Source organism: Arthrobacter sp. DMZ02-1R (assembly GCF_057747935.1).
Genome location: NZ_CM173230.1, coordinates 2,278,607 through 2,300,628, shown reverse-complemented (window position 1 = coordinate 2,300,628; position 22,022 = coordinate 2,278,607). Strand labels below are relative to the sequence as shown.

At 63.3% G+C, this 22,022-nt stretch carries 19 protein-coding genes and 1 tRNA gene; 8 read left to right on the top strand and 12 right to left on the bottom strand.

The genetic code is table 11. The annotated features are described in order from the left end of the window. Positions 1 to 65: 65 nt before the first annotated feature. Both AC3ANQ_RS11220 and AC3ANQ_RS11215 read right to left on the bottom strand, forming a co-directional pair. Positions 66 to 1,235 carry a site-2 protease family protein gene (locus AC3ANQ_RS11220; RefSeq protein ID WP_488305117.1) on the bottom strand — a complete coding sequence of 390 codons (1,170 nt, stop codon included), beginning with the start codon at positions 1,233 to 1,235 and terminating at the stop codon, positions 66 to 68. Beyond that, entirely contained in the window at positions 1,236 to 1,967 is a 732-nt protein-coding gene (locus AC3ANQ_RS11215) for an HAD family hydrolase (protein WP_488305116.1), read from the bottom strand. Positions 1,968 to 2,086: 119 nt separating this feature from the next. Here AC3ANQ_RS11215 and AC3ANQ_RS11210 point away from each other — a divergent pair, with 119 nt between their 5' ends. Beyond that, positions 2,087 to 2,992, top strand: coding sequence for a PAC2 family protein (locus AC3ANQ_RS11210; protein WP_488305115.1), 906 nt, complete (start codon positions 2,087 to 2,089; stop codon positions 2,990 to 2,992). 58 nt (positions 2,993 to 3,050) lie between these two features. On the opposite strand, the gene mshC is transcribed toward AC3ANQ_RS11210, so the two are convergent. Both mshC and AC3ANQ_RS11200 read right to left on the bottom strand, forming a co-directional pair. Next, positions 3,051 to 4,334: a cysteine--1-D-myo-inosityl 2-amino-2-deoxy-alpha-D-glucopyranoside ligase gene (gene mshC / locus AC3ANQ_RS11205; protein WP_488305114.1), complete on the bottom strand. Its 1,284-nt coding sequence runs from the start codon at positions 4,332 to 4,334 to the stop codon at positions 3,051 to 3,053. Between the two features lie 16 nt (positions 4,335 to 4,350). Continuing rightward, the gene (locus AC3ANQ_RS11200; protein ID WP_488305113.1) at positions 4,351 to 5,184 is read right to left on the bottom strand and encodes an undecaprenyl-diphosphate phosphatase; all 834 of its coding nucleotides are present in this window, start codon (positions 5,182 to 5,184) and stop codon (positions 4,351 to 4,353) included. Between the two features lie 52 nt (positions 5,185 to 5,236). Between AC3ANQ_RS11200 and AC3ANQ_RS11195 the strand changes: the two genes are divergently transcribed. Next, a complete protein-coding gene (locus AC3ANQ_RS11195) occupies positions 5,237 to 6,169 on the top strand; it encodes an aldo/keto reductase (RefSeq protein WP_488305112.1) in 933 nt (310 codons plus the stop codon). A gap of 19 nt (positions 6,170 to 6,188) precedes the next feature. On the opposite strand, the gene AC3ANQ_RS11190 is transcribed toward AC3ANQ_RS11195, so the two are convergent. After that, positions 6,189 to 6,461 carry a hypothetical protein gene (locus AC3ANQ_RS11190; RefSeq protein ID WP_059389240.1) on the bottom strand — a complete coding sequence of 91 codons (273 nt, stop codon included), beginning with the start codon at positions 6,459 to 6,461 and terminating at the stop codon, positions 6,189 to 6,191. Positions 6,462 to 6,500: 39 nt separating this feature from the next. Here AC3ANQ_RS11190 and AC3ANQ_RS11185 point away from each other — a divergent pair, with 39 nt between their 5' ends. Next, the gene (locus AC3ANQ_RS11185; protein ID WP_059389241.1) at positions 6,501 to 6,734 is read left to right on the top strand and encodes a DUF5703 family protein; all 234 of its coding nucleotides are present in this window, start codon (positions 6,501 to 6,503) and stop codon (positions 6,732 to 6,734) included. Between the two features lie 49 nt (positions 6,735 to 6,783). Here the strand turns inward: AC3ANQ_RS11185 and AC3ANQ_RS11180 are convergent, their stop codons facing one another. Together AC3ANQ_RS11180 and AC3ANQ_RS11175 are read right to left on the bottom strand one after the other, a co-directional pair. Beyond that, positions 6,784 to 7,944: an acyl-CoA dehydrogenase family protein gene (locus tag AC3ANQ_RS11180; RefSeq protein ID WP_488305111.1), complete on the bottom strand. Its 1,161-nt coding sequence runs from the start codon at positions 7,942 to 7,944 to the stop codon at positions 6,784 to 6,786. A 10-nt stretch (positions 7,945 to 7,954) separates the two neighbouring features. Beyond that, on the bottom strand, positions 7,955 to 9,259 hold the full coding sequence (locus AC3ANQ_RS11175; protein WP_488305110.1) for a M20/M25/M40 family metallo-hydrolase: 1,305 nt from the start codon (positions 9,257 to 9,259) through the stop codon (positions 7,955 to 7,957). A gap of 277 nt (positions 9,260 to 9,536) precedes the next feature. Between AC3ANQ_RS11175 and AC3ANQ_RS11170 the strand changes: the two genes are divergently transcribed. Continuing rightward, positions 9,537 to 9,619, top strand: a tRNA-Leu gene (locus tag AC3ANQ_RS11170). Positions 9,620 to 9,748: 129 nt separating this feature from the next. On the opposite strand, the gene AC3ANQ_RS11165 is transcribed toward AC3ANQ_RS11170, so the two are convergent. The 4 genes from AC3ANQ_RS11165 to AC3ANQ_RS11150 form a co-directional block, all read right to left on the bottom strand. After that, a complete protein-coding gene (locus AC3ANQ_RS11165) occupies positions 9,749 to 10,759 on the bottom strand; it encodes a patatin-like phospholipase family protein (RefSeq protein WP_488305109.1) in 1,011 nt (336 codons plus the stop codon). 201 nt (positions 10,760 to 10,960) lie between these two features. After that, positions 10,961 to 11,872, bottom strand: a complete 912-nt coding sequence (locus AC3ANQ_RS11160; protein WP_488305108.1) for a MaoC family dehydratase — start codon at positions 11,870 to 11,872, stop codon at positions 10,961 to 10,963. Then, positions 11,869 to 13,221, bottom strand: coding sequence for a 3-oxoacyl-ACP reductase (locus tag AC3ANQ_RS11155; RefSeq protein WP_488305107.1), 1,353 nt, complete (start codon positions 13,219 to 13,221; stop codon positions 11,869 to 11,871). Before AC3ANQ_RS11155 ends, AC3ANQ_RS11160 begins: the two co-directional genes overlap by 4 nt. Positions 13,222 to 13,226: 5 nt before the next feature. Continuing rightward, the gene (locus AC3ANQ_RS11150; protein WP_488305106.1) at positions 13,227 to 14,597 is read right to left on the bottom strand and encodes an acetyl-CoA C-acetyltransferase; all 1,371 of its coding nucleotides are present in this window, start codon (positions 14,595 to 14,597) and stop codon (positions 13,227 to 13,229) included. 63 nt (positions 14,598 to 14,660) lie between these two features. Between AC3ANQ_RS11150 and AC3ANQ_RS11145 the strand changes: the two genes are divergently transcribed. Both AC3ANQ_RS11145 and AC3ANQ_RS11140 read left to right on the top strand, forming a co-directional pair. After that, positions 14,661 to 15,389, top strand: a complete 729-nt coding sequence (locus tag AC3ANQ_RS11145; protein WP_488305105.1) for a TetR family transcriptional regulator — start codon at positions 14,661 to 14,663, stop codon at positions 15,387 to 15,389. Positions 15,390 to 15,424: 35 nt separating this feature from the next. Beyond that, positions 15,425 to 17,527 (top strand): acyl-CoA dehydrogenase family protein, encoded by a 2,103-nt coding sequence (locus AC3ANQ_RS11140; RefSeq protein ID WP_488305104.1) that lies wholly within the window; start codon positions 15,425 to 15,427, stop codon positions 17,525 to 17,527. A gap of 236 nt (positions 17,528 to 17,763) precedes the next feature. Here the strand turns inward: AC3ANQ_RS11140 and glgA are convergent, their stop codons facing one another. Next, on the bottom strand, positions 17,764 to 18,963 hold the full coding sequence (glgA, locus tag AC3ANQ_RS11135) for a glycogen synthase (RefSeq protein WP_488305103.1): 1,200 nt from the start codon (positions 18,961 to 18,963) through the stop codon (positions 17,764 to 17,766). A 104-nt stretch (positions 18,964 to 19,067) separates the two neighbouring features. On the opposite strand from glgA, the gene glgC reads away from it, so the two are divergent. Together glgC and AC3ANQ_RS11125 are read left to right on the top strand one after the other, a co-directional pair. Beyond that, positions 19,068 to 20,450: a glucose-1-phosphate adenylyltransferase gene (gene glgC, locus AC3ANQ_RS11130; protein ID WP_488305102.1), complete on the top strand. Its 1,383-nt coding sequence runs from the start codon at positions 19,068 to 19,070 to the stop codon at positions 20,448 to 20,450. A gap of 109 nt (positions 20,451 to 20,559) precedes the next feature. After that, positions 20,560 to 22,011 carry an SDR family oxidoreductase gene (locus tag AC3ANQ_RS11125; RefSeq protein WP_488305101.1) on the top strand — a complete coding sequence of 484 codons (1,452 nt, stop codon included), beginning with the start codon at positions 20,560 to 20,562 and terminating at the stop codon, positions 22,009 to 22,011. Positions 22,012 to 22,022 lie beyond the last annotated feature (11 nt).

Below are 22,022 nucleotides of genomic sequence, written 5' to 3'. Positions count from 1 at the left end.
CCTGGCGGCGCGCAGTGCTGTCCGGGTTATTTCGCGGCCGGCAGGTAACTCTACCGGGAAAGGTCCTACGGGCGCCCGCTCCGGCGGGCTACTTTACCTGTAATGGCTGTCACTACCGCCTGCTGCCGCAGCAGGCCGGTGACGGTGCCGACGTCGTCCACCACGGCGTATTCGCCGCCGTTAAGCTGGGCCAAATACTGGATCAGCTCCTGGCCGCTGGATGTGCGGGGCACGTACGCACCCTCGGCGAGCGGGGTTGAAACTGCTGTGACCAGCGTCGTGGATATTTCCGAGGCAGGCACGGCCGCAGTCGCCGCCGGATCGACCAGTCCTTGTGGCCGTCCGTCCGGTCCGCAGATCACGACGGCGGGAGTACCGTAAGGTGCCACGCGCAGGACATCCGCGACAGTAGCCGAGTTGGGAATCCCGACGGCGGGTTCGGCCAGCGCGGCGGCACTCACCAAGGGCAGGCGGCCGCGGAGCGTGGCTTGCTGAATGGCGCCTGAGGCACCCATCCAGAGGAAGCTGCAGACAAGGAGAGTGATGAGCATGTAGGTGAGATTAGGCGCGCTCCCGCTCAGCAACGACGAGGCGAAGAATCCAACAACCAGGACGATGACGACGATCCTTCCGGCCCAGCCAGCCGCCACTGTCCCCTTTTCCTGGCTGCCCGTCGCTTTCCAAACTGCGGATTCCACCAGGCGACCGCCGTCAAGGGGCAGGCCCGGGAGCACATTGAAGATGCCGATCAGCAAATTGGCCCACATGAAGCTGTTCGCCAATTCCTCTGCGACCCCGCCGAAGACATGGGCCACCACGAGCGGCCAGGTGGCCGCCGCGAGGACAAAGTTGGCGGCGGGTCCTGCCAAGGCGACAACCACCGAGCGGCCAGGAGAAGCAATGAAGCTCTCGAACTGTGTGTGCCCGCCCCACAGATTCAGCACGATCTTCTCCGTGGGCCAGTTGAACGCCTTGGCGCTCAAGGCATGGGCGAGCTCATGGACGAGCACGGAAAGGGCAAGGAGCACCGCATAGGCAAAGGCAACGAAGTACGCTCCGTTTCCCAGGGAGGGGTGCTGCACGAATACGACCGGGCCAACTGCGATCACCGTGAACGCGGCGATGATGAACCACGAGTAGGCAAGGTACACGGGGATTCCCGCGATGCGGCCGAGTGGAATCCCGTCCCTACTGCGGTTACGGGTGCTATGGCCGCCGTTCCGGGGAGTGCTCACTTAGTTTACCTGTCCAAGGAAAGTCGGGGCCGGTATGTTGGCGGATGCCCGGGCGGCAACAAGTGCTTCAAGGTCGGCGACCTTCCGTCCCTGAAGGGTGTCCCAGGTTGCACGGCGGGGATCCTCGGGCAGTGGCATCTGGTGCGGAATTCCGACCGTGACCACGCCGGAGGCGATCGCGGACGCCACTCCCGGGACGGAATCCTCGATTGCGACGCAGTGATCCGCGGTCAGCCCGGGGTCAGTGTCCTGGAGGCGCTCGACGGCGGCGAGATAGGCCTCCGGGTGGGGCTTTCCTTGACTGACGGTGTCCCCGGTGATGAGGAACTCGAAGTAGGGCTTGGGAAGGTTGGCCACGACTTCCCGCGCCATCGGGCCTTCGGACATCGTCACGAGGGCGCAACGGACGCCGGATTGATACAGCTCGTCAAGCAATTCCTTGGCTCCGGGCCGCCACGGCACCTCGACGCGGAGACGGGCGATGACCTGGGCGCTCAAGGAGTCAACGATCTCCCGCTTTTCCAGGTTCACTCCAGACCTTTGGAGAATGCCGGCCGAGTGCATCAGCGATTGTCCTACGAGCTGCATGGCTTGTTCATGGCTCCAGGCGCCTCCGTAGGACTCCACGAGGGTGCGCTCAGCAGCAATCCAGTACGGCTCGGTGTCCACCAGGGTGCCATCCATGTCCCATAGCGCGGCTTTGAGGAGGGGCTGGGTGGCTGAGGCATGCATGCCATCAAGTCTACGTGGAAGCGAGGGGGGCAATTGTCGCTCTACGCCCGGCGCGAAGTGTGCCACGCCGACACCTTAGGGCCATGCATGGGTGGCGGTCTTGGACGTAGGGTGAGTGGATGAACAGTTTGGACGGAGCCCCTGACGGACAGGCCACTTCACCGGAGCCTGAGCGCCTTCTCCAGCCTGTACCCGAGGGCAAGCGCATCACTGTGATGCTGGCGGCTTTCGAAGGCTGGAACGACGCCGGCGAGGCGGCCAGTGATTCCCTGCACTACTTGAACAAGTTGTGGCAGGGAAAGAAAGTGGCATCCGTAGATGCCGACGATTACTACGACTTCCAGTTCACCAGACCGACCGTACGACGCACCGCGGCCGGAACCCGCAAGGTGAAATGGCCTTCCACGCGTCTCTACAAGGCCAGCGTCCCGGACAGCAATGTGGACGTTGTGTTCGTGCTCGGCACCGAGCCTTCCTATCGGTGGCGTGCCTACACAGCCGAGCTTCTGGTCCATGCCGAAGCGCTCAAGGTTGACTACGTTGTGCTGATTGGCGCTCTCTTGGCCGACGTCCCGCACAGCCGCCCGATCCCCGTCAGCACCACATCGGATGACAGTGGATTGAGGCAGCGCTTGAACCTGGAAGCCTCACAGTATGAGGGACCGGTAGGCATTGTCGGTGTCCTGGCCGAATTCGCCCTCCTGGCGGGTCTGCCTACCGTATCGCTATGGGCGGCCGTACCGCACTACGTCGCACAGGCACCCTCCCCCAAGGCACAACTGGCCATTTTGAACAAGATCGAAGATCTTCTCCAGGTACCCTTGGAAACGCATGCATTGAGCGAGGAAGCGGAGGCGTGGGAGCGCGGCGTGGACGAGCTGGCCACCGAGGATCCGGAGATCGCGGCCTACGTGCGGCAGCTCGAAGAAGCCAAGGACACTGCCGACCTTCCCGAAGCAAGCGGTGAATCCATCGCCCGCGAATTCGAGCGCTACCTCAAGCGCCGGGGCAAGGATAAGCCCTGACGGCTCTGCCGCCACGGCTAATCCGGCCGGTGCCCGGTTCGACTTTCGCTCCAGGAACCTAGAGTTCGACGCCGAGCAATCCGTTGACGGCGTCGCTCACCAGCGCTGCGTCCAGCGCGCAAGGCTTTGCGTTGGACTGTTCGCTGAGGGCTGCCGCCGCCCAGGCATCGACGGCGGCGATCGCGCCAGGAGCGTTGAGATCGTTGGCAAGCTCGGCACGCATCCGTGTCAGCAGTTCCGCGGCCGTCCCCTCCGGTGCGATGTCGCGGGCGGCGCGCCACGTCTTGAGCCGCTCCTTGGCTTGCGCGAATCCTTCATCGGTCCAGGACCAATCCGAGCGGTAATGGTTGGCCAGGATCGCCAAGCGGATTGCCGCGGGTTCCTCCCCCGCGGCGCGGAGCTTGGACACAAGCACGAGGTTGCCCTTGGACTTGCTCATCTTTTCGCCATCCAGGCCCACCATTCCGGCGTGGGCATAGTGGTGCGCCAAAGGTACGCCGCTGAGCGAGTATGCATGGCCGGCGCCCATTTCGTGGTGCGGGAAGACCAGGTCCGAGCCACCGCCCTGCACTGTGAAGGGAGCGGGCAGGTACTTCTGGGCAATGACAGTGCACTCAATGTGCCAACCGGGCCGTCCGTCGCCCAGGCTCGCACCGGGCCAACTCGGCTCGCCGTTGCGGGCAACGCGCCACAGCAAAGGATCGAGGGCATTGCGTTTGCCGGAACGGCCGGGATCTCCGCCGCGTTCCGCGAAGAGTTCCAGCATTTCCACTTCACCGAGACCTGAGATGTCGCCTAAGGTCCAGGCATCCGGACTGTCCGAGCGTTTGCCCGCGGCCTCGACGTCGTAATAAACGTCGCCGTCAGGCTCACCGTCGGTGCCGTGCACCCGGTAGGCGAGTTCGTCCGCGATCAGTTGTTCAATCGCCGGGACAATCATCGGGATGGCCTCGACGGCACCGATGTAATGGTTGGGAGCCAGGACGTTGAGGGCGTCCATGTCGGTGTGGAAAAGTTCTATCTGGCTCGCGGCCAGCTCACGCCAGTCCACGCCGGTGGCTGTGGCGCGCTCCAGGAGGGGATCGTCGACGTCGGTGACGTTCTGGACGTAGGCAACCCGTTGGCCGCCGTCCCGCCACGCCCGGTTGAGGAGGTCGAAGGCGACGTAGCTCGCGGCGTGCCCCATGTGGGTGGCGTCGTAGGGCGTGATGCCGCAGACGTACATGGATTGCTCGGCGCGTGGCTCGATGTCCACCAAGGCCTTGAGGGCGGTATCAAACAGCCGCAATTGGGGCATGCTGCCGGGCAGTTCAGGCACAGGGCGGGAGGTCCACGATTTCACAGCCTCAACCTTAGTGCTAGGCGCTGATGACATTGAAACCGAGCAATATGTAGAGGGCGAGGCCGAGAAGGAGGCGGTACCAGACGAAGACCCTGTAGCTGTGGGTGGAAATGAACTTGAGAAACCATCCGATGATGACGAAGCCCACAACGAAGGCAATGACCGTGGCGAGGGCTGTCTCCGGCAGGCCGAAGGGTCCGGTGATTCCTTCCTTCGACACCACCTTGTACGACTGGTACAGGCCACTGCCGAACACTGCGGGGATGGCCAGCAGAAACGAATAACGTGCTGCGGCTTCACGGGTATAACCCATCAGGAGGCCGGCGGTAATGGTGCCACCCGAGCGGGAAACGCCGGGGATGAGGGCCATGGCTTGGGCCAACCCGTAGAGGATGCCGTGCTTGTACGTCAGTTGGCTCAACTCCCGTTCCTGCCGGCCAACTGCGTCGGCTACCGCAAGGATCATACCGAAGACGATGAGCGTGGTGGCCACGATCCACAGGCTGCGGAGGACGGATTCGATCTGGTCCTGGAAGAGCAGGCCAAGCACGATGATGGGCAGGCTGCCGAGGATGACCAACCAACCCATTCTGGCGTCGGGATCGTCTTTTGCCACTTTGCGGCGCAGCGATCCGAACCAAGCCCGCACGATCCTGACGATGTCCCGCCAAAAGAAGAGGATGACGGCCGTCTCGGTGCCCAGCTGTGTGATGGCCGTGAACGCGGCACCCGGATCCGCCGCATTGGGCAGGAAAGAGCCGACAATACGCAGGTGTGCGCTTGAAGAAATCGGAAGGAATTCTGTAAGGCCTTGCACGAGGCCGAGGAAGGCCGCTTCTATCCAGTTCACGTGAATAGACCCTACGTCATGAACTACCCGAACTCCCCGTAAGCTATCAGCTATGCAGCAGCGTTACGTCGGCAATAGCGGGTTTCGGGTGTCCACCCTTTCCCTGGGCACCATGTCCTGGGCGGAGGAAACGGACGAACAGGATGCACGGGAACTGCTCCACACCTTCCTTGCAGCAGGCGGCACCATGATCGACACCGCGGCCTCCTACTCAGGCGGACAAGCCGAGGCCCTTCTGGGGTCCATGCTGGGCGATGTGGTGGCGCGTTCGGAGGTTGTCCTTTCCACGAAAGCCGGAGTCTCGACGTCGGACGTCCGCCGCACTGTGGATGCCTCCCGAGGCTCCATGTTGTCCGCGCTCGACGCCAGCCTTGCCCGCTTGGGAACCGACTACGTCGACATCTGGTTCGCCCAGGCCTGGGACGGCAATGTTCCGCTGGACGAAACACTTTCCGCGCTTGACCTTGCGCTTCGGTCGGGACGCGCGCGGTACGTCGGCATTTCCAACTACAGCGGCTGGCAGACCGCGAAGGCGTCCGCCGTGGCCGGATTCACCGTCGTGGCCAACCAATCCGAATACTCGCTCCTGCACCGGAAGCCGGAGGAGGAACTGGTACCGGCCGTCGAGGATGCCGGCCTGGGCCTCATGGCGTGGGGGCCGCTCGGGCGCGGCGTGCTCAGTGGCAAATACAGGGGACAGATCCCTTCCGACTCACGCGCGGCCGAGGGTCGCTTGAGTAGCTACGTCGAAAAGTATCTCGACGCGCGGGGCGCACGAATCGTCGAAGCAGTCGCCATGGCAGGGCGTGGATTGGGACGCTCCGCGGTGGACGTGTCGCTTAGCTGGCTGCTTTCCCGCCCAGGCGTATCTACGGCGGTTGTGGGCGCGCGCAATGCGATCCAGCTCAAGGAGTCGCTCGATGCGCAACTAGCGCCTCTCCCCGCCGAAATTTCGCGGGCACTGGAAGACGTTTCAGCGATCTGACTCGGCTGAAACTGCGGCATTACTGATCAAGGATCTCCAGCTCGTCTTCATCGAGGAGCTCATTGTTGTCCTCGTCGTCATCTTCTTCATCGTCGTCAAACACCTGAAGGGGTGTGACTTCCGAGTAGGCCTCGTATAGTGAGTCCTCATATACCTCAAAGGCATCTGCAACGGCGAAAAACGCTGCCTCCACAGTGGGATCTCCTTCGCCCCGGCGGGCGGAAGCGGCAATCAGGTGCTCTTCTAAGGCGGCTGTCAATGACTGAAGCGCGACACGCGGATCGATGCTCATGACTTCACGTTAGCCCGAAAAAGACGAAAATGGAGAGGGATGAGAGAACAATTTCTGAGCAGTTCGGTGGAGCGTCAGCGGGACTACGCAAGGCAGTACGAGTATCTCGTACTGACTGTCAGCCCTGACGATTCCTTGCCCGAGGCGCGGCGTCGGCTCGTGGAGCACTCCGAATATGGCAAGTGGGAACTGGAGCGGAGCATCCTCTATATCGGCGGCGGCCGCCGGTTCTGGCTCCGCCGTAGAGTGCTCAACGTGCAGCGCACCGTCTAGCTGCGAGGCCTCGTTTCGGGGCCCCGATTAACCAACCTTTCGAGGGGATTCAGCCTTCGAGGGGGCCGAGCCACGCGTTGGCGACCGTGGTGTGCGCTGACTCATCATTGGAGGGATGGAAAATCCCCGCCAGCACATCGCGATACAGCCGTTCAAGTTCGGAGCCGTGGAAGTAGCTGGAGCCTCCGGAAACCCGGATTGCCACGTCCACCATGTTCCGGGCGTTCTCGGTTGCCCGCACCTTGAGTCCGACAAACTTCGGAAACCACTGGGAGCCGTGGTCGACCAGTGCATCCACGTCACGGGCAACTGATGCTAGATGCGGCTGGATGGAATCCATGGCCATGGCGGCGTCGGCAATCCTCCAGCGGATGTCTGGATCTTGCGAAAAGCTCCGGCCGCCGTACTTCGCCGAGGTCCTGCGCTTGACGGCCTCAACGGCCAAAGTGAATGCCCGTTCCCCGATGCCTGTGTACACCGCCGCGAGCAGCGTTTCGAAGCACGCGAAAATCGCGAAGATCAAGGGATCCTGGCTGGGTCCGACGGGCAGTTTCCGGAAGATGCGTTCGGGCGGAACCACCGCACCCTGCAGGAGCGTGGTGTTCGATTGGCTTGCGCGCATGCCCAAGGTATCCCAGTCGGCGAGGGTCTCGTGACCCGGGGCATCACGTTGGATGAAGCCGAAAACCAGCTCGCCATCCCCGTCCCGCGCGCCACCGTCCTTGCCGAAGATTCCGAGGCGCGTCCAGCCCGGTGACAGGCTCGTGAAGATTTTCCGTCCCGTGAAGCTGTACCCGCCGTCGTCCTGCGGTTCGGCCGTGGTCCCTGAGTCAAACAGCATGGAGTCGTTGCCCGCCTCGGAAATCCCGAAGGCAAAGACCTCGCCGTTACCGGCTTCCGTGAGGACAAAGCCGAGGGAGTCGTCTCCGCGGGCGGCGAGGACATGCGCGACGCCGGTCCAGACGAGGTGCATATTGATGGCCAACGCGGTGGCCGGGGCAGCCGTTGCAAGACGGCGCTGAAGTGCCGCCGCCGCTTCGAGCCCGAGCCCGAGTCCGCCGTCGGACTCCGGGACGAAGATCTTCAGGTAACCCACCGCAGCGAGCTCCCCCAAGTCTTCGTGGAAAAACGAGTTGTCCCGGTCATAGCCGGCGGCGCGGCTCCGTATGCGCTCCAGCAGCTCGTCCGGCAGGATCTCCTCGGGAGTCACCACGTTGTCCTTAATAGTTGCTCAGCAGGGTGTTGAGCACCCTGGACCCGAACTTGAGCGAATCGGCGGGAACGCGTTCGTCAACTCCGTGGAACATTCCAGTGAAGTCAAGTTCCTCCGGCAGCATCAGGGGCGCAAACCCGTAGCCGGTGATGCCGATCTTGCTAAGCGATTTGTTGTCGGTGCCGCCTGACAGGGTGTACGGCAAGACCTTGGCGCCCGGGTCTTCCGAGTGCAGGGCGTCGATCATGGCGTCTACCAGGTTGCCGGCAAACGGCACCTCCAAGGACACGTCCTTGTTGACGTAGCTGACGTCCACACCGTCTCCGGCAAGTTGCTTGATGGTTTCGAACACGAGCTCCTGCTGCCCGGGCAGAGTGCGGCAATCCACCAGTGCTTCCGCGGATTCCGGGATGACGTTGTGCTTATATCCCGAGCTCAGCAGTGTGGGATTCGAGGTGTTCTGCAGAGTGGCTCCGACGAAACGCGCCACGGTGCCGAGTTCCTTCAGCAGGATCTCGGGGTTGTCCGGGTCGAATTCGACGCCGGTCAGTTCGGTGACACCATCCAGGAATTGGCGGGTGGTGGGTGTGAGTTCGATGGGCCACCGGTATTCCCCGATTCGGGTGACTGCGCCCGCCAGACGCGTGATGGCGTTGTTCGTGTTGATTTGCGAACCGTGCCCCGCCCGTCCGTGGGCCATGAGCCTCAGCCAGGAAAGACCCTTCTCCGCAGTTTGAAGCAGGTAGGTGCGCTGGCCGCCGATCGTCGCGGAGAAGCCGCCTACTTCGGAGATCGCTTCCGTCGCGCCGTCGAACAGTTCGCGGCGGTGCTCGACGGCGTACCGCGCACCGTGGTTGCCGCCCGCTTCCTCGTCCGCGAAGAAGGCAAAGATGATGTCCCGCTTGGGCTTGCGTCCGGTCCGGGCGAAGTCACGCATGACGGAGAGAATCATGGCATCCATGTCCTTCATGTCCACGGCACCCCGACCCCAAATGAGTCCATCTTTGAGTTCGCCGCTGAAAGGATCCACAGACCACTGGTCCTTGAGCGCAGGAACGACGTCGAGGTGGCCGTGCACCACGAGGGCGTCTGCTGAGGGGTCCTCCCCCGCCATGCGCGTCACGACGTTGGCGCGCCCCGGAGCGGATTCAAAGATTTCAGCCTCTAACCCCACTTCGCTAATCAGCGCCGCGGTGTATTCGGCGGCAGCACGTTCCCCGGGACCGGAATCGTCACCGAAGTTCGAGGTGTCTATCCGGATAAGTTCCTGGCAGATCCGGACTACTTCGTCCTCGGGTCGGATATCAGTCATGGGACTCTCCTCACTGGCAGGGATTCGTGTACTCCGGCGGGCAGGCGTCAAGGTGCGGACGCTCCCGCGCGCTCCCCTCAGCCTACCCACCGGCCGCCCGTTTGGCCGCGTGTTTTCCGGTGTTTTGACGCGGACTGAGAGGAACTAATTGCCGGTCCCGGCACCTTGGCCAGCTCCGATTTTTTTATTTTCCAGAAACCGTGTTAGAGTTTTTCTCGCTGCTTCGGAGGAAAGAGAAGCGCCGAGAGGTGCAGAACGAAGGCTCCGAACACCACCTGCGCGGGTGGCGGAATGGCAGACGCGCTAGCTTGAGGTGCTAGTCCTCGAAAGGGGGTGGGGGTTCAAGTCCCCCTCCGCGCACAATTATAAGGCCCGGAATCGTAAAGATTCCGGGCCTTATTTATTTAATATGAATTTGCTTTTTCAGCAATTGATGCGGCATTCATCACATTCATTACATTCCTGCAGAGTCGATTGGATTCGTGTGCATCAGCCCCAGAATTCGGTGAGCTGCTTGGCAAGGGTCCTGCCTTGCTCGTCACCGGCTCGAGCGGCGGGCGGACGCAGCGACAGATCCATGGCGTTGGCGCCGAACATGTGCTCGGAGCTGCTGTCCGGGAAGATCGTTTCGACTCTGCTGCCGCGTGCTCGTAGTTCATCGACCTGTGTCGCGAGATGCATGCCCCAGTCCACCGGAGTCCGGGATCGGCCGCCGAACGGTGACAGCACCAACACCCGTGCGTATCCGGCTGCCAGATCGGCATTCTCGGCGTTGGATCGGTAGCCGCCGTCGATATATCGGCTGGCGCCGATACGGTAGGCGAAGCCACTGGCACAGCTGGCGGCCACGGCGTCCACCAAGTCGACCCCGCTGTGCCGGTCGAACACGACCGGCTCACCGGTATGCGCATTGACCGCCGTGATGAGCACCCTTTGTTCCGGCCAGTGCTGGCTAGGCAGACGGGCAGCGACAGTATCGCGCCACCGCGTTTGCGCAGAACCGGCTCCTACAGTGCCGTGCGACGCCTCGTCCATTTCGAGGGCCGCCGCGCCCATTCTGCGGCGCATGTCGGCCGCATCCTCAGCGGCGGCGATGATTCGGCTCGTTCTCTCCATATCGTTCGCCGCCGCCCCGACGCGAACGCGTCCAGCGTCTGACCCCACTGGAGCGGTCCGTGGCTGGGGTGCAGCAGAAAGGATGTCGGCAAGCAGTTGGGTCGGGCTCGCGCCGGTAATCTGGGCCGCGGCCGTCGATCCTGCCGACGTGCCGATGATCAGATCGGCGTCGGTCACATCCAACCCGGCATCGAAGAGGCCGGCGATGACGCCGATCAGCCAGGCATTGCCTGCCGATCCGCCACCGCCGAGGACCAACGCTCGCTCACCCGCGGCGAGTACCCGTCTTGTGGCGTCGACCTGCGGCAGACGCTGGCCGGACCTCGGCTGGTCAGAGGCCGTGGTCGAAATGGAGTGCAGAGGTGAAGAAGGTGTCGTGTTCATGGGAGTCGCCTTTCGCGAATTGCCTCTGGGGCGCTCCCGGTCGCGACTACCTCAGCCGCGCGATCGTGGACTGCGAGGGAGCACCCATTACGGATACTGCGTTCATGGGACTCACCTCCGTCGATAGATCACGATCACTGAAAAGCTAGCACGCCGCGACGCGGTGCGCTACTGACCTGTTTCCAACCTCACGCCGGCACCCTAAAGCGCGGTCACGGACCCGCTGAAGTGCCTCCTGCCGCTACGGGGGTTCCAGGCGACATAGTCCGAAGCCTCCCAAGCGCCCGATTCGGTGTCGAGCGTGCTGATTTCCAAAGCCACCCGCGCTGGGAGGAACACGGGTGCCTCGAAATTCACCTCCCATCGGAACGCCTCCGACTTCACCGAGCCAACGTCCGCCAGGGCCCGGGAGGCAAGGTACATGCCATGCGCTATGGCTCGCCGAAGCCCCACTGCCTTGGCGGAGAGGACGCTGAGGTGGATCGGATTGAAGTCCCCGGACACCCCAGCGTAGAGACGGCCGGTATCCACGCCGAGCTGCCAGACGGCCGTCGGCGCAGGAGTAGTGAACTCCCTCGGCGCGGCGGCTGCAGCCGCCTTGTCGACTCCCGGCAGGAACACTCCCTTGGCCAAGTACGTCGAGGCACCCCGCCAGAGCAAGGCCCCATCACTGTTTGAACGGACCTCGGCGACGACGTCCAGCTGCGTTCCAGCCCTATGGCCCCGCATGTCCTCGGCCCAGGACCGGATGTCGAGCAGTTCGCTGAATGGGACCGCCCGCAACTGCTCCACTTGGTTCCGCAGATGGATCATTCCGAGCAGCGGAAGCGGGAAGTCGTCGCGGTTGAGAACACTCATGGCTACCGGAAAAGCGAGGGCGTGGATGAAACCTGCAGGCAGAACGTCGCTGGCGCTCTCTCCAACCAGATGCTGGTAGGCGGTGAGGTTCCCGACGTCGGCCTGCACCCCACGGACCTCATGACTCCCTTGAGGCAGCGCATTGGAAGCCTGGAATCCCATCATCCTTCTCCGCGCTGCCGTAGCCGCGGCATTCACATACAGCTTTGAGAGCGACGGCAAGTCCCCCAGGATGAGCGGCTGTTCTGTACTCACGCACCCACCAGGTTCTGCCCGCATACCCTCAGCACTTCGCCCGAGATCCCGGCGGCCGCATCCGATGCCAGGAATGCGATGGCCTCTGCGACGTCGCCCGGCCGGCCGCCTTGCTGGAGGGAATTGAGCCGTCGGGCCACCTCCCGGGTAGCGAAGGGGATTCGGGCAGTCATGTCTGTTTCGATGAAGCCGGGGGCGACTGCGTTGATGGAACCGCCGCTTTCTGCCAGCAGGGGTGCCGTGGCGCGAACCATTCCGATCACTCCGCCTTTGGAAGCCGCGTAGTTCGTCTGCCCGCGATTCCCCGCGATGCCGCTCGTGGAAGCCACAGAGACGATTCTGGGGGCTTTGCTGAACCGCCCGGATTCCAGAAGCGCCTCGTTGATTCGCAACTGCGAGCCGATGTTGACGCCGATGACCGAGTTCCAGCGACTTTCGTCCATGTTGGCCAGGAGCCTGTCCCTGGTGATGCCGGCGTTGTGGATGACGATGTCAAGGCCGCCATGGCGTTCCATGGCGTGGTCTATGATCCGTTTCCCGGCGTTCTCCGCCGTGATGTCCAACTGCAGGGCGGTGCCGTGGACCTCGTTGGCGACGGCCGCGAGGTGGTCTCCGGCGGCGGGGATGTCAACCACTACTAGCCGGGCGCCGTCGCGGTACAGGGTGCGTGCGATCGCCGCACCAATTCCACGGGCGGCCCCCGTGACGACGGCGACTTTGCCGTCCAGGGGCTTGTCGGCGTCGGCGGGTAGCTGGCCGGCACTCGTGGTGACTGTCAGGAACTGCCCATCCACGAACGCGGACCGGCCCGACAGGAAAAAGCGCAGTGCACCCAGTGTGCTGGGGCTCGTTGTGCTGGCGCTGCCACCAAGGAGAATGCCGTTGGCCGTGGCGCCCGCCCTGAGCTCCTTGGCCAGCGAACGCAGCAGCCCATCGACCCCTTGGCGTCCGGCAGCGGCAGCAGGGCTTGCCGCGGATGCGGAGGTACGGGAGATGGTGACGACTCTTGCAGAGGGGACCAAATCCCGGAGCGATTGCGCGGCCGTGAGGACGGGGCCGGCGAGGTCTTCAGGGTGCTCCACGTCGTCGAGCACCAGGATGATCGCTCCGAGCTTTTCCTTGGGCAGGGCATTTCTCCGCACATCCAACCCCCAGCCAAGGAGCGCTGCCGCCAGTTCATCGGGGCCTGATGCGTTCCCGTTCCCGCTCCCCAGCAAAAGTACGGGCCCTGGAACCAGGGGTTCTCCCGCTTTGTACCTCCGAAGCACGGCAGGTTGGGGCAGTCCAAGTTTCCTGGCCAGGTCCTTGCCGATGCCCTGGCTGACAAACTGTGTGTATTTGTCGGTCATGCCGCCTACCGCCCTTCCGGAGCGGAATAGGCCTCGAGGATCGCGACGACGCCCTGTCCTCCGGCGGCGCAGATGGAGATGAGTCCGCGGGCCGGACGGCCGTCCACTGGGCCGTTCTCATGGAGCATCTTCGCCAGCGTCGCGACGATCCGACCACCAGTGGCAGCAAAGGGATGGCCGGCGGCGAGGGACGAGCCGTTGACGTTGAGCTTGGCGCGATCGATCTTGCCGAGGGCGCCGTCCAAGCCCAGGCGGTTGCGTCCGAATTCTTCGTCTTCCCACGCAGCGAGCGTACTCAGAACGGTGCCCGCGAAGGCTTCGTGGATTTCGAAGAAATCGATGTCTTCGAAGGACAACCCGTTGCGGGCGAGAAGCCGTGGCACCGCAAAGACAGGCGCCATGAGGAGCCCGTCCTTGCCGTGGACGAAATCGACGGCGGCCGCTTCGCCATCGACGACGACGGCCAGTTTGGGCAGGCCGCGGGCGGCGGCCCATTCTTCGGTGCCCAAGAGCACGGTGGAAGCGCCGTCCGTGAGCGGGGTGGAGTTGCCGGCCGTCATAGTGGCCTCCGCTCCGAGGCTCTTGCCGAAGACGGGCTTGAGCGTGGCCAGCTTCTCCATGGACGTATCCGGGCGAAGGTTCGAATCGCGGCTCAGGCCGCGGTAGGGAGTCACGAGGTCATCAAAGAAGCCGCGCTCGTAGGCCGCGGAGAGGTTATGGTGGCTGTTGAACGCGAGCTCGTCTTGGGACTCACGGCTGATCTTCCACTGGGCCGTGGTCAACGCCTGGTGCTCACCCATGGACAGGCCGGTCCGCGGCTCTCCGGTGTTGGGGGCATCCGGGGCCAGATCCTTGGGACGAAGCCGGGACAGGACTTTGAGCCGCTCGGGCAGCGATTTGGCCCGATTGAGGTCGAGCAGGATTTCGCGAAGTCCTTCGCTGACGGCAATAGGGGCATCGGACGCAGAGTCGACGCCGCCCGCGATGGCCGAGTCGATCTGGCCGAGCTTGATCTTGTTGGCCAGGCCGAGGACTGTCTCGAGGCCCGTGGCACACGCCTGCTGGAGATCGTAGGCCGGCGTCTCCGGCGACAGGGCTGAGCCGAGCACCGCTTCGCGTGTCAGGTTGAAATCGCGGGAGTGTTTCAGGACAGCACCTGCGGCAACTTCACCGATCCGCTCCTCCTGAAGTCCGAAACGGGCAATCAATCCGTCCAAGGCGGCCGTCAGCATGTCCTGATTGGAGGACTTGGTGTAGGCGCCGCCGGCCCGCGCAAAAGGGATCCGGTTGCCGCCAACCACCACGGCTTTGCGAAGCGTGCCCCGGCCAGTGGCGGTTTCCTGTGGTGCGCTCGCGGACTCTGTTGCTTCAGGCATGCGCTTCTCCTTATGATCACATTCGGGTTACTGATACTCAGCGTACCTGATACGCTGAGTATCGTGAACATCCCCAGTCCGGCACTTTCTGTCGACCTTCCTGCCGGGAGCGCTGCCCTGGCAGGCGGAGGGAGCCCCGCCGTTGACGGCCGCGCCACCCGTTGGCAGCGCCACCGCGAGGAACGCCGCCGCGAACTCATCAAAGCCGCTCGCAAGGCTGTCCACGCGCTGGGAAGCGACGCGTCCATGGAGGACATAGCCGCCGCCGCGAACACCTCCAAGTCCGTGTACTACCGGTACTTCGGGGACAAAGCCGGCCTGCAGCAAGCCATGGGCGAAGTGGTGCTTGGACAGATGCAACGCCGGATGAAGGAAGCAGCGGAAAGCGCGCAGACTCCACGGGAGGGCTTGTTCGCCATGGTCTCGGCCTACCTGCAAATGGCAGAGTCGAGCCCAAACGTCTATGCATTCGTCACACGACTCACGCACGGAGAGCCCTCTGATCAGGACGCCATCGCCGCTTCCGGAGCACTCGGCCACTTCTTCGAGTCAATCAGTGCCATGATCGCCAAGCCCATGCGGGAACATCTTGGGGCGGAAAAGGAAGCACTCATTGAATACTGGCCCACCGCGGCAATCGGGCTCGTCCGCAATGCCGGCGAAATGTGGCTAGGTAGCCCAGCCTCTCCAGCGAAGCCCGACCAGGAAACCATGGCCTCCCGGATCACCGATTGGCTGTGCGTGGGAATCGCCTCTGAGCTCAAGACCAACTCCGCAGAAAACCAGCAATGACACATCAGTTGTTCGGAACCAAAGAAGGAATCAACATGACTGAAGTAGTGGATCGCACGCCCTCCAGCACCCGTGAGCCTGCCGGGACCGTTGCCACCACACAGCCCGCAGCACCCGTAGTGGACGTAGCGGCGCTCGGCGAACTACTGCTGGGCAAGTGGGCCCACATCCGGCATACGGCGCGCGACCTCGCAGGCCGCCCGGAGGTACACAAGATCGAAGGCCTGACGCATACCGAGCACCGCAAGCGGGTGTTCGGGCAGCTGAAGTACCTCGTGGACAACAAGGCGGTACACCGGGCCTTCCCCTCCAGCTTGGGCGGTTCGGATGATCACGGTGGCAACATCGCAGGCTTCGAGGAACTCGTCACCGCCGATCCTTCACTGCAGATCAAAGCCGGCGTCCAGTGGGGGCTGTTTGGTTCCGCCGTCATGCACCTCGGTACCGAGGAACACCACAACAGCTGGCTGCCCGGCATCATGAGCCTGGAGATCCCAGGTTGCTTCGCCATGACCGAAACCGGCCATGGTTCCGATGTTGCCAGCATCGCCACTACGGCCACGTACGATGACGCCACCCTGGAGTTCGTGATCAACACGCCGTTCCGTGCAGCGTGGAAGGACTACATCGGCAACGCAGCCGAGGACGGCTTGGCCGCCGTCGTGTTCGCCCAATTGGTGACCCGCAATGTGAACCATGGCGTCCACGCGTTCTACGTTCCGCTCAGGGACCCGGACACCAAAGCATTCCTTCCGGGAATCGGCGGCGAGGACGACGGTGTCAAAGGCGGCCTCAACGGCATCGACAACGGCCGGCTTCACTTCAGCGATGTCCGCATCCCCCGCACCAACCTGCTCAACCGCTACGGCAACGTCTCCCCAGCCGGCGAATACACCTCCCCGATCGCCAGCCCCGGCCGGCGTTTCTTCACGATGCTCGGCACGCTGGTGCAGGGCCGTGTCTCCCTGGACGGCGCCGCAGTAGCCGCGAGCAAGGTGGCTTTGACCACCGCCATCCGATATGCCACCGAGCGGCGCCAATTCAACGCATCCTCTCCTACCGACGAGGAGGTCCTTCTGGACTACCAGCGGCACCAGCGCCGCCTGTTCACCCGGCTGGCCACCACCTTTGCAGCGAGTTTCGCGCACGAGCAACTGCTCGAAAAATTCGACGACGTCTTCTCCGGCCGGCACGACACCGACGCAGACCGCCAGGACCTGGAGACCCTCGCCGCGGCGCTCAAGCCCTTGAGCACCTGGCACGCTCTCGACACTCTGCAGGAATGCCGTGAGGCCTGCGGCGGCGCCGGATTCCTCATCGAAAACCGTTTCGCCTCGCTCCGCGCAGACCTGGATGTCTACGCCACTTTCGAGGGCGACAATACCGTGCTGCTCCAGCTTGTCGCGAAGCGCCTGCTGGCCGACTACGCCAAGGAGTTCCGCAACGTTGACTTCGGCGTATTGGCGCGCTTCGTAGCGGCCCAGGCAGCGGACGTCGCGATCAACCGCACCGGGCTGCGGCAAGTGGCGCAGTTCGTGGCCGACACGGGATCCGTCCAGAAGGCAGCCCTGGCCCTGCGGGACGAAGAAGGCCAGCGCACACTACTGACTGACCGGGTGCAGTCGATGGTGGCGGAGGTGGGTTCGGCACTCAAGGGTGCGAACAAGCTTCCACAGCACCAGGCCGCGGCACTGTTCAACCAACACCAGGACGATCTGATCGACGCCGCCCAGGCACATGCCGAACTCCTGCAATGGGAAGCGTTCACGGAAGCCCTCGGGAAGATCAGCGATCCCGGCACACTTCAGGTGCTTACATGGCTTCGCGATCTCTTTGGCCTCTCGCTCATCGAAAAACACTTGTCTTGGTACCTCATGAACGGCCGCCTCTCCATGCAGCGCGGGCGCACGGTGGGCGCCTACATCAACCGGCTCCTCCTCAAGATCCGTCCCCACGCCCTGGATCTGGTTGCCTCCTTCGGCTACGGCCCGGAGCACCTGCGCGCGGCCATCGCGTCCGGAGCCGAGAAAGAGCGCCAGGACGAAGCCCGCAGCTACTTCCGGGCACAACGAGCCGGCGGCAACGCTCCAGCCGAGGAGAAGACCTTGCTCGCATTGAAAGGGCGGAAGTCCGGCTAGCATGCAGCCGTGACCGTCCGGTGAACAGTTGCCGAATCCCTTAACGTCGACGGTGCCGCACCCCCTCAGCGGGCGTGCGGCACCGTCGTCGTTCCTTCCCAAGTGACCCGCACTTAAGGTCGTTTTGGGCGCCCAAACCGACACATACTGCGGGGGCCCACGCCGCCAGGGTTCCCTGGCCGAGCTTGCGAGGCGAGGGTGGCGGTGGGGACTAGTTGGGCTCGTGGGTTAGGGGTTTAGTGGGCGAGGACCGAACGGTAGACCTCAAGGGTTGTTTCGGTAATCGATTCCCAAGAGAAGTGCTGCTCCGCGCGGACGCGGCCCGCGGCGCCCATAACCTTGGCCCGCGCAGGATCGGACACAACCTCGTTGAGGGCCGCGGCGAAATCCGCGACGAACTTTTCTGGATCCAGCGGGGTTCCGGTACCGTCCGTCACCTGCTCCAGTTCCACGAGGAGTCCCGTTTCACCGTGCTGAACCACTTCGGGGATGCCGCCCGTAGCGCTTGCCACCACGGCCGCGCCACATGCCATGGCCTCGAGGTTGACGATGCCGAGGGGCTCGTAGATCGACGGGCAGGCGAAGGCCGTGGCATGGCTGAGGACCTGGATGAGCTCATGCCTCGGAAGCATGCGTTCGATGACCAGGACACCTTCGCGTTTGCTCTGCAGGTCCTCGATGAGCCGGGCCGTTTCCGCTGCGAGTTCCGCAGTGTCCGCCGCCCCCAGGCAAAGCACAAGCTGCACATCTTCCGGCAGGCTCGCGGCCGCCTTCAGGAGGTAGGGAACACCCTTCTGGCGCGTGTTACGCCCAACGAAGACCACACTGGGCTTGGCGGGGTCGATGCCGAGGGCGCGAATTGCGTCTTCGCCTTCGTCCGGCTGCCACATGTCGACGTCGATGCCGTTGTGGACGACTCGGACCTTGGCCGGATCTACGTTCGGATAGCTACGCAGGATGTCCTTCCGCATGCCGTCCGAGACGGCGATGATAGCCGCGGCGGCCTCATAGGCGGTCTTTTCAACCCATGAGGACAACGCGTAGCCACCGCCCAGCTGCTCCGCTTTCCACGGCCGCAGCGGCTCCAGGCTGTGGGCGCTGAGCACATGGGGTATCCCATGCAACAGCGACGCCAGGTGGCCGGCCATGTTGGCGTACCAGGTATGGGAATGGACCAGGTCCGCTCCGGCGATGTCCGGCACGATGCGCAAATCCACACCGAGGGTCTGGACGGCGGCATTGGCCGCCCCCAGATCAGCCGGTGTGGAATACGACGTCACCGTTGCACCGTGGAAGTCCGCCTCACGGGGCGCGCCGAAGGCACGCACCTGCAGATCCACGTGCTTCGCCAAGACGCGGCTGAGCTCGGCAACATGAACGCCGGCCCCGCCATAGATTTCGGGTGGAAACTCTTTAGTCACAATGTCTACGCGCACGTTACCTAACGTAGTCCTTCGGGAGTATGTGTTCTAGTGTGAAAGGGTCCGGCAACCCGGGCTTTTTTCGGGGGCTACAAAGACGTACAGGGAGAGCAAACACCATGGCGTTGAAGAAAGTATTGTCAATTGTGTTGGCTGGCGGCGAAGGAAACCGCCTTATGCCATTGACGGCAGACAGGGCCAAACCTGCGGTGCCGTTCGCGGGGGGGTATCGTTTGATCGATTTCGCTCTCTCGAATCTGGTCAATTCCGGGTACCTCCAGATCGTGGTGTTGACCCAGTACAAGTCGCACAGTCTAGACCGCCACATTTCCGAGACCTGGCGGATGTCCACCCAGTTGGGCAAGTACGTGGCCTCGGTTCCCGCCCAGCAGCGCGTGGGCAAGAGCTGGTTCCTCGGCAGCGCGAATGCCATCTACCAGTCCCTGAACCTGATTCACGACGCCAACCCCGACATTGTGGTGGTTGTCGGAGCGGACCACGTCTACCGCATGGACTTCCAGCAGATGGTCCAACAGCACGTGGCCAGCGGGGCCAAGGCCACGGTCGCCGCCGTCCGCCAGCCGCTGAGCATGGCCAACCAGTTCGGGGTGATCGAGGTCGACAAAAACGATCCCCAGAAGATTTCGGCGTTCGTGGAGAAGCCCGCTGAAACGGAAGGCCTCGCCGCCGATCCCACGCAGTTCCTTGCTTCGATGGGCAACTACGTCTTCGATGCAGACGCACTGGTGGAGGCCCTTCGCATCGATGCGGAGCGCCTGGACACCAAGCACGACATGGGCGGAGACATCATTCCCTACTTCGTCGGGCAGGGCGAAGCAGGCGTCTACGACTTCACGCTCAACGACATTCCGGGATCCACAGACCGCGACCGCACCTACTGGCGCGACGTAGGCACCATCGATTCGTTCTATGACGCGCACATGGACTTGATTTCACCCGTCCCCGTGTTCAACCTGTATAACTCGGAATGGCCCATCTACACGCGGCAGAGCATTTCACCGCCCGCCAAGTTTGTCCGGGGCGACAACGACACGGTCGGCACAGCGCTGGACTCCATCGTGGCCAGTGGCTCCGTGATCTCCGGTGGAATCGTAGAAGGATCCGTCCTCTCCAACGATGTCTATGTGGGACCGGCCAGCAGGATCCAGGACTCGGTATTGATGGACAAAGTGCGCATCGGCGAGGGCGCCGTGGTCAAGCGAGCCATCATCGACAAGAACGTGAAGGTTCCTGCCGGGGCTGCCATTGGCCTGGATGCCGACCTCGACCGTGCCCGCGGCTTTAAAGTCACCGAATCCGGAATCACGGTACTCGCCAAGGGTCAGGTTGTACCGGAGCCTGACGCTTCCGAGCTCTCCTTGGCTGCCGAATACCGGCTCTCGGTACCTGACGCGATCAAAGCCGCCACCGAGAAGTTCCCTGACATGCGGGATTCGGCGGAACAGGTCGCCAAAATCCAGGCTTCCTCGGTGGAAGTCTGACCCAGGCTCCAGGAACCAAGAGCAGCCCACGGCCTCTCCGGCGACAACAGGTATTCAGCCTCTGTCGCCGGGGAGGCTTTGCTGTGCGCGACCCTGTAAAATTGAGCCAATGAGCCCCGCCGATTTGACGCCTGAAGAGATCCAGGCCGCCCTCAAGGTCCTGAACACTATCCACGCCTATGACGAGGAGCACCCCGACTACGTCGCTGTCCGTCGTGCCACGGGGAAGATGTTCAAGGCCGTCAAGCGCCACCGCCGGGTTACCAAACGGGACGAGATCGCGGAAGCCGACCGCGCGGTCCTCGCCTTGACTGCCACTGCGGCCCCGGACAGGATCGACGACGAGACCCGCGGCAACAAGCTAGCCACCTCTGCCACGGGCGAAATCGCTGGCCATCTCATCCGCTCGAGGCCCTGTTACATCTGTAAACAGCACTACACGCAGGTAGACGCGTTCTACCACCAGCTGTGTCCGGAGTGTGCGGCCTTCAGCCACAGCAAGCGGGATGCCCGCACCGACTTGAGCGGACGCCGTGCCCTGCTCACGGGCGGCCGCGCCAAGATCGGCATGTACATCGCCCTCCGCTTGCTCCGCGACGGCGCACACACCACCATCACCACCCGTTTTCCCAAGGATGCGGCACGCCGCTTTGCAGCCATGGAGGACAGCGCGGACTGGTTGCACCGGCTCAGGATTGTGGGCATCGATCTCCGCGACCCTTCGCAGGTCATGGCCCTCACCGACTCACTCAATGAAGCCGGTTCCCTCGACATCATAATCAACAACGCCGCCCAGACGGTCCGCCGTTCCGGGAACGCGTACAAACCCTTGGTGGATGCCGAGGACGAGCCACTGCCGGAGGCCCTGCAGGCGGCCAACGGCGGTCCGGAGCTGGTTACGTTCGGACACGCCCACGACAAACATCCCTTGGCCATCACCCATAGCGTCACCGAGCGTCCGGTACTAGCAGGAGATGCGATTACCTCGCTCGCCCTGTCCACGGGCTCCGCGTCGTTGGAGCGAATCGCTACGGGCACCGCGATCGACGCCGGCGGATTGGTCCCCGACCTTGCGACGATCAACAGCTGGACCCAAGTGGTGGACGAAGTCGATCCCCTGGAGATGCTCGAGGTTCAGCTTTGCAACGTCACCGCGCCATTCCTGCTGGTCAGCCGGCTCCGCGAGGCCATGAAGCGGTCCACGGCACGCCGAAAGTACATCGTGAACGTCTCAGCCATGGAGGGGCAGTTCTCCCGCGCCTACAAGGGCCCCGGGCACCCGCATACCAACATGGCAAAGGCTGCGTTGAACATGATGACACGGACCAGCGCGCAAGAGATGCTGGACAGTGACGGGATCCTGATGACCGCCGTCGACACCGGTTGGATCACGGACGAACGTCCGCATTACACCAAAGTCCGACTCATGGAGGAAGGCTTCCACGCACCGCTCGATCTCGTGGATGGAGCGGCGCGGGTCTACGACCCCATCGTCATGGGCGAAAACGGCGAAGACCAGTACGGCGTCTTCCTGAAGGACTACAAGCCCTCCCCCTGGTAACCCAGGTGGAG

What these genes read in the sequence shown, in the direction of transcription:
- AC3ANQ_RS11155 (WP_488305107.1), bottom strand. Translation starts at nt 13,221, where the DNA reads ATGACCGACAAATACACACAGTTTGTCAGCCAGGGCATCGGCAAGGAC.
- AC3ANQ_RS11125 (WP_488305101.1), top strand. Translation starts at nt 20,560, where the DNA reads ATGAGCCCCGCCGATTTGACGCCTGAAGAGATCCAGGCCGCCCTCAAG.
- AC3ANQ_RS11190 (WP_059389240.1), bottom strand. Translation starts at nt 6,461, where the DNA reads ATGAGCATCGATCCGCGTGTCGCGCTTCAGTCATTGACAGCCGCCTTA.
- AC3ANQ_RS11210 (WP_488305115.1), top strand. Translation starts at nt 2,087, where the DNA reads ATGAACAGTTTGGACGGAGCCCCTGACGGACAGGCCACTTCACCGGAG.
- AC3ANQ_RS11150 (WP_488305106.1), bottom strand. Translation starts at nt 14,597, where the DNA reads ATGCCTGAAGCAACAGAGTCCGCGAGCGCACCACAGGAAACCGCCACT.
- AC3ANQ_RS11165 (WP_488305109.1), bottom strand. Translation starts at nt 10,759, where the DNA reads ATGAACACGACACCTTCTTCACCTCTGCACTCCATTTCGACCACGGCC.
- AC3ANQ_RS11175 (WP_488305110.1), bottom strand. Translation starts at nt 9,259, where the DNA reads ATGACTGATATCCGACCCGAGGACGAAGTAGTCCGGATCTGCCAGGAA.
- AC3ANQ_RS11195 (WP_488305112.1), top strand. Translation starts at nt 5,237, where the DNA reads ATGCAGCAGCGTTACGTCGGCAATAGCGGGTTTCGGGTGTCCACCCTT.
- AC3ANQ_RS11185 (WP_059389241.1), top strand. Translation starts at nt 6,501, where the DNA reads ATGAGAGAACAATTTCTGAGCAGTTCGGTGGAGCGTCAGCGGGACTAC.
- glgC (WP_488305102.1), top strand. Translation starts at nt 19,068, where the DNA reads ATGGCGTTGAAGAAAGTATTGTCAATTGTGTTGGCTGGCGGCGAAGGA.
- AC3ANQ_RS11215 (WP_488305116.1), bottom strand. Translation starts at nt 1,967, where the DNA reads ATGCATGCCTCAGCCACCCAGCCCCTCCTCAAAGCCGCGCTATGGGAC.
- AC3ANQ_RS11140 (WP_488305104.1), top strand. Translation starts at nt 15,425, where the DNA reads ATGACTGAAGTAGTGGATCGCACGCCCTCCAGCACCCGTGAGCCTGCC.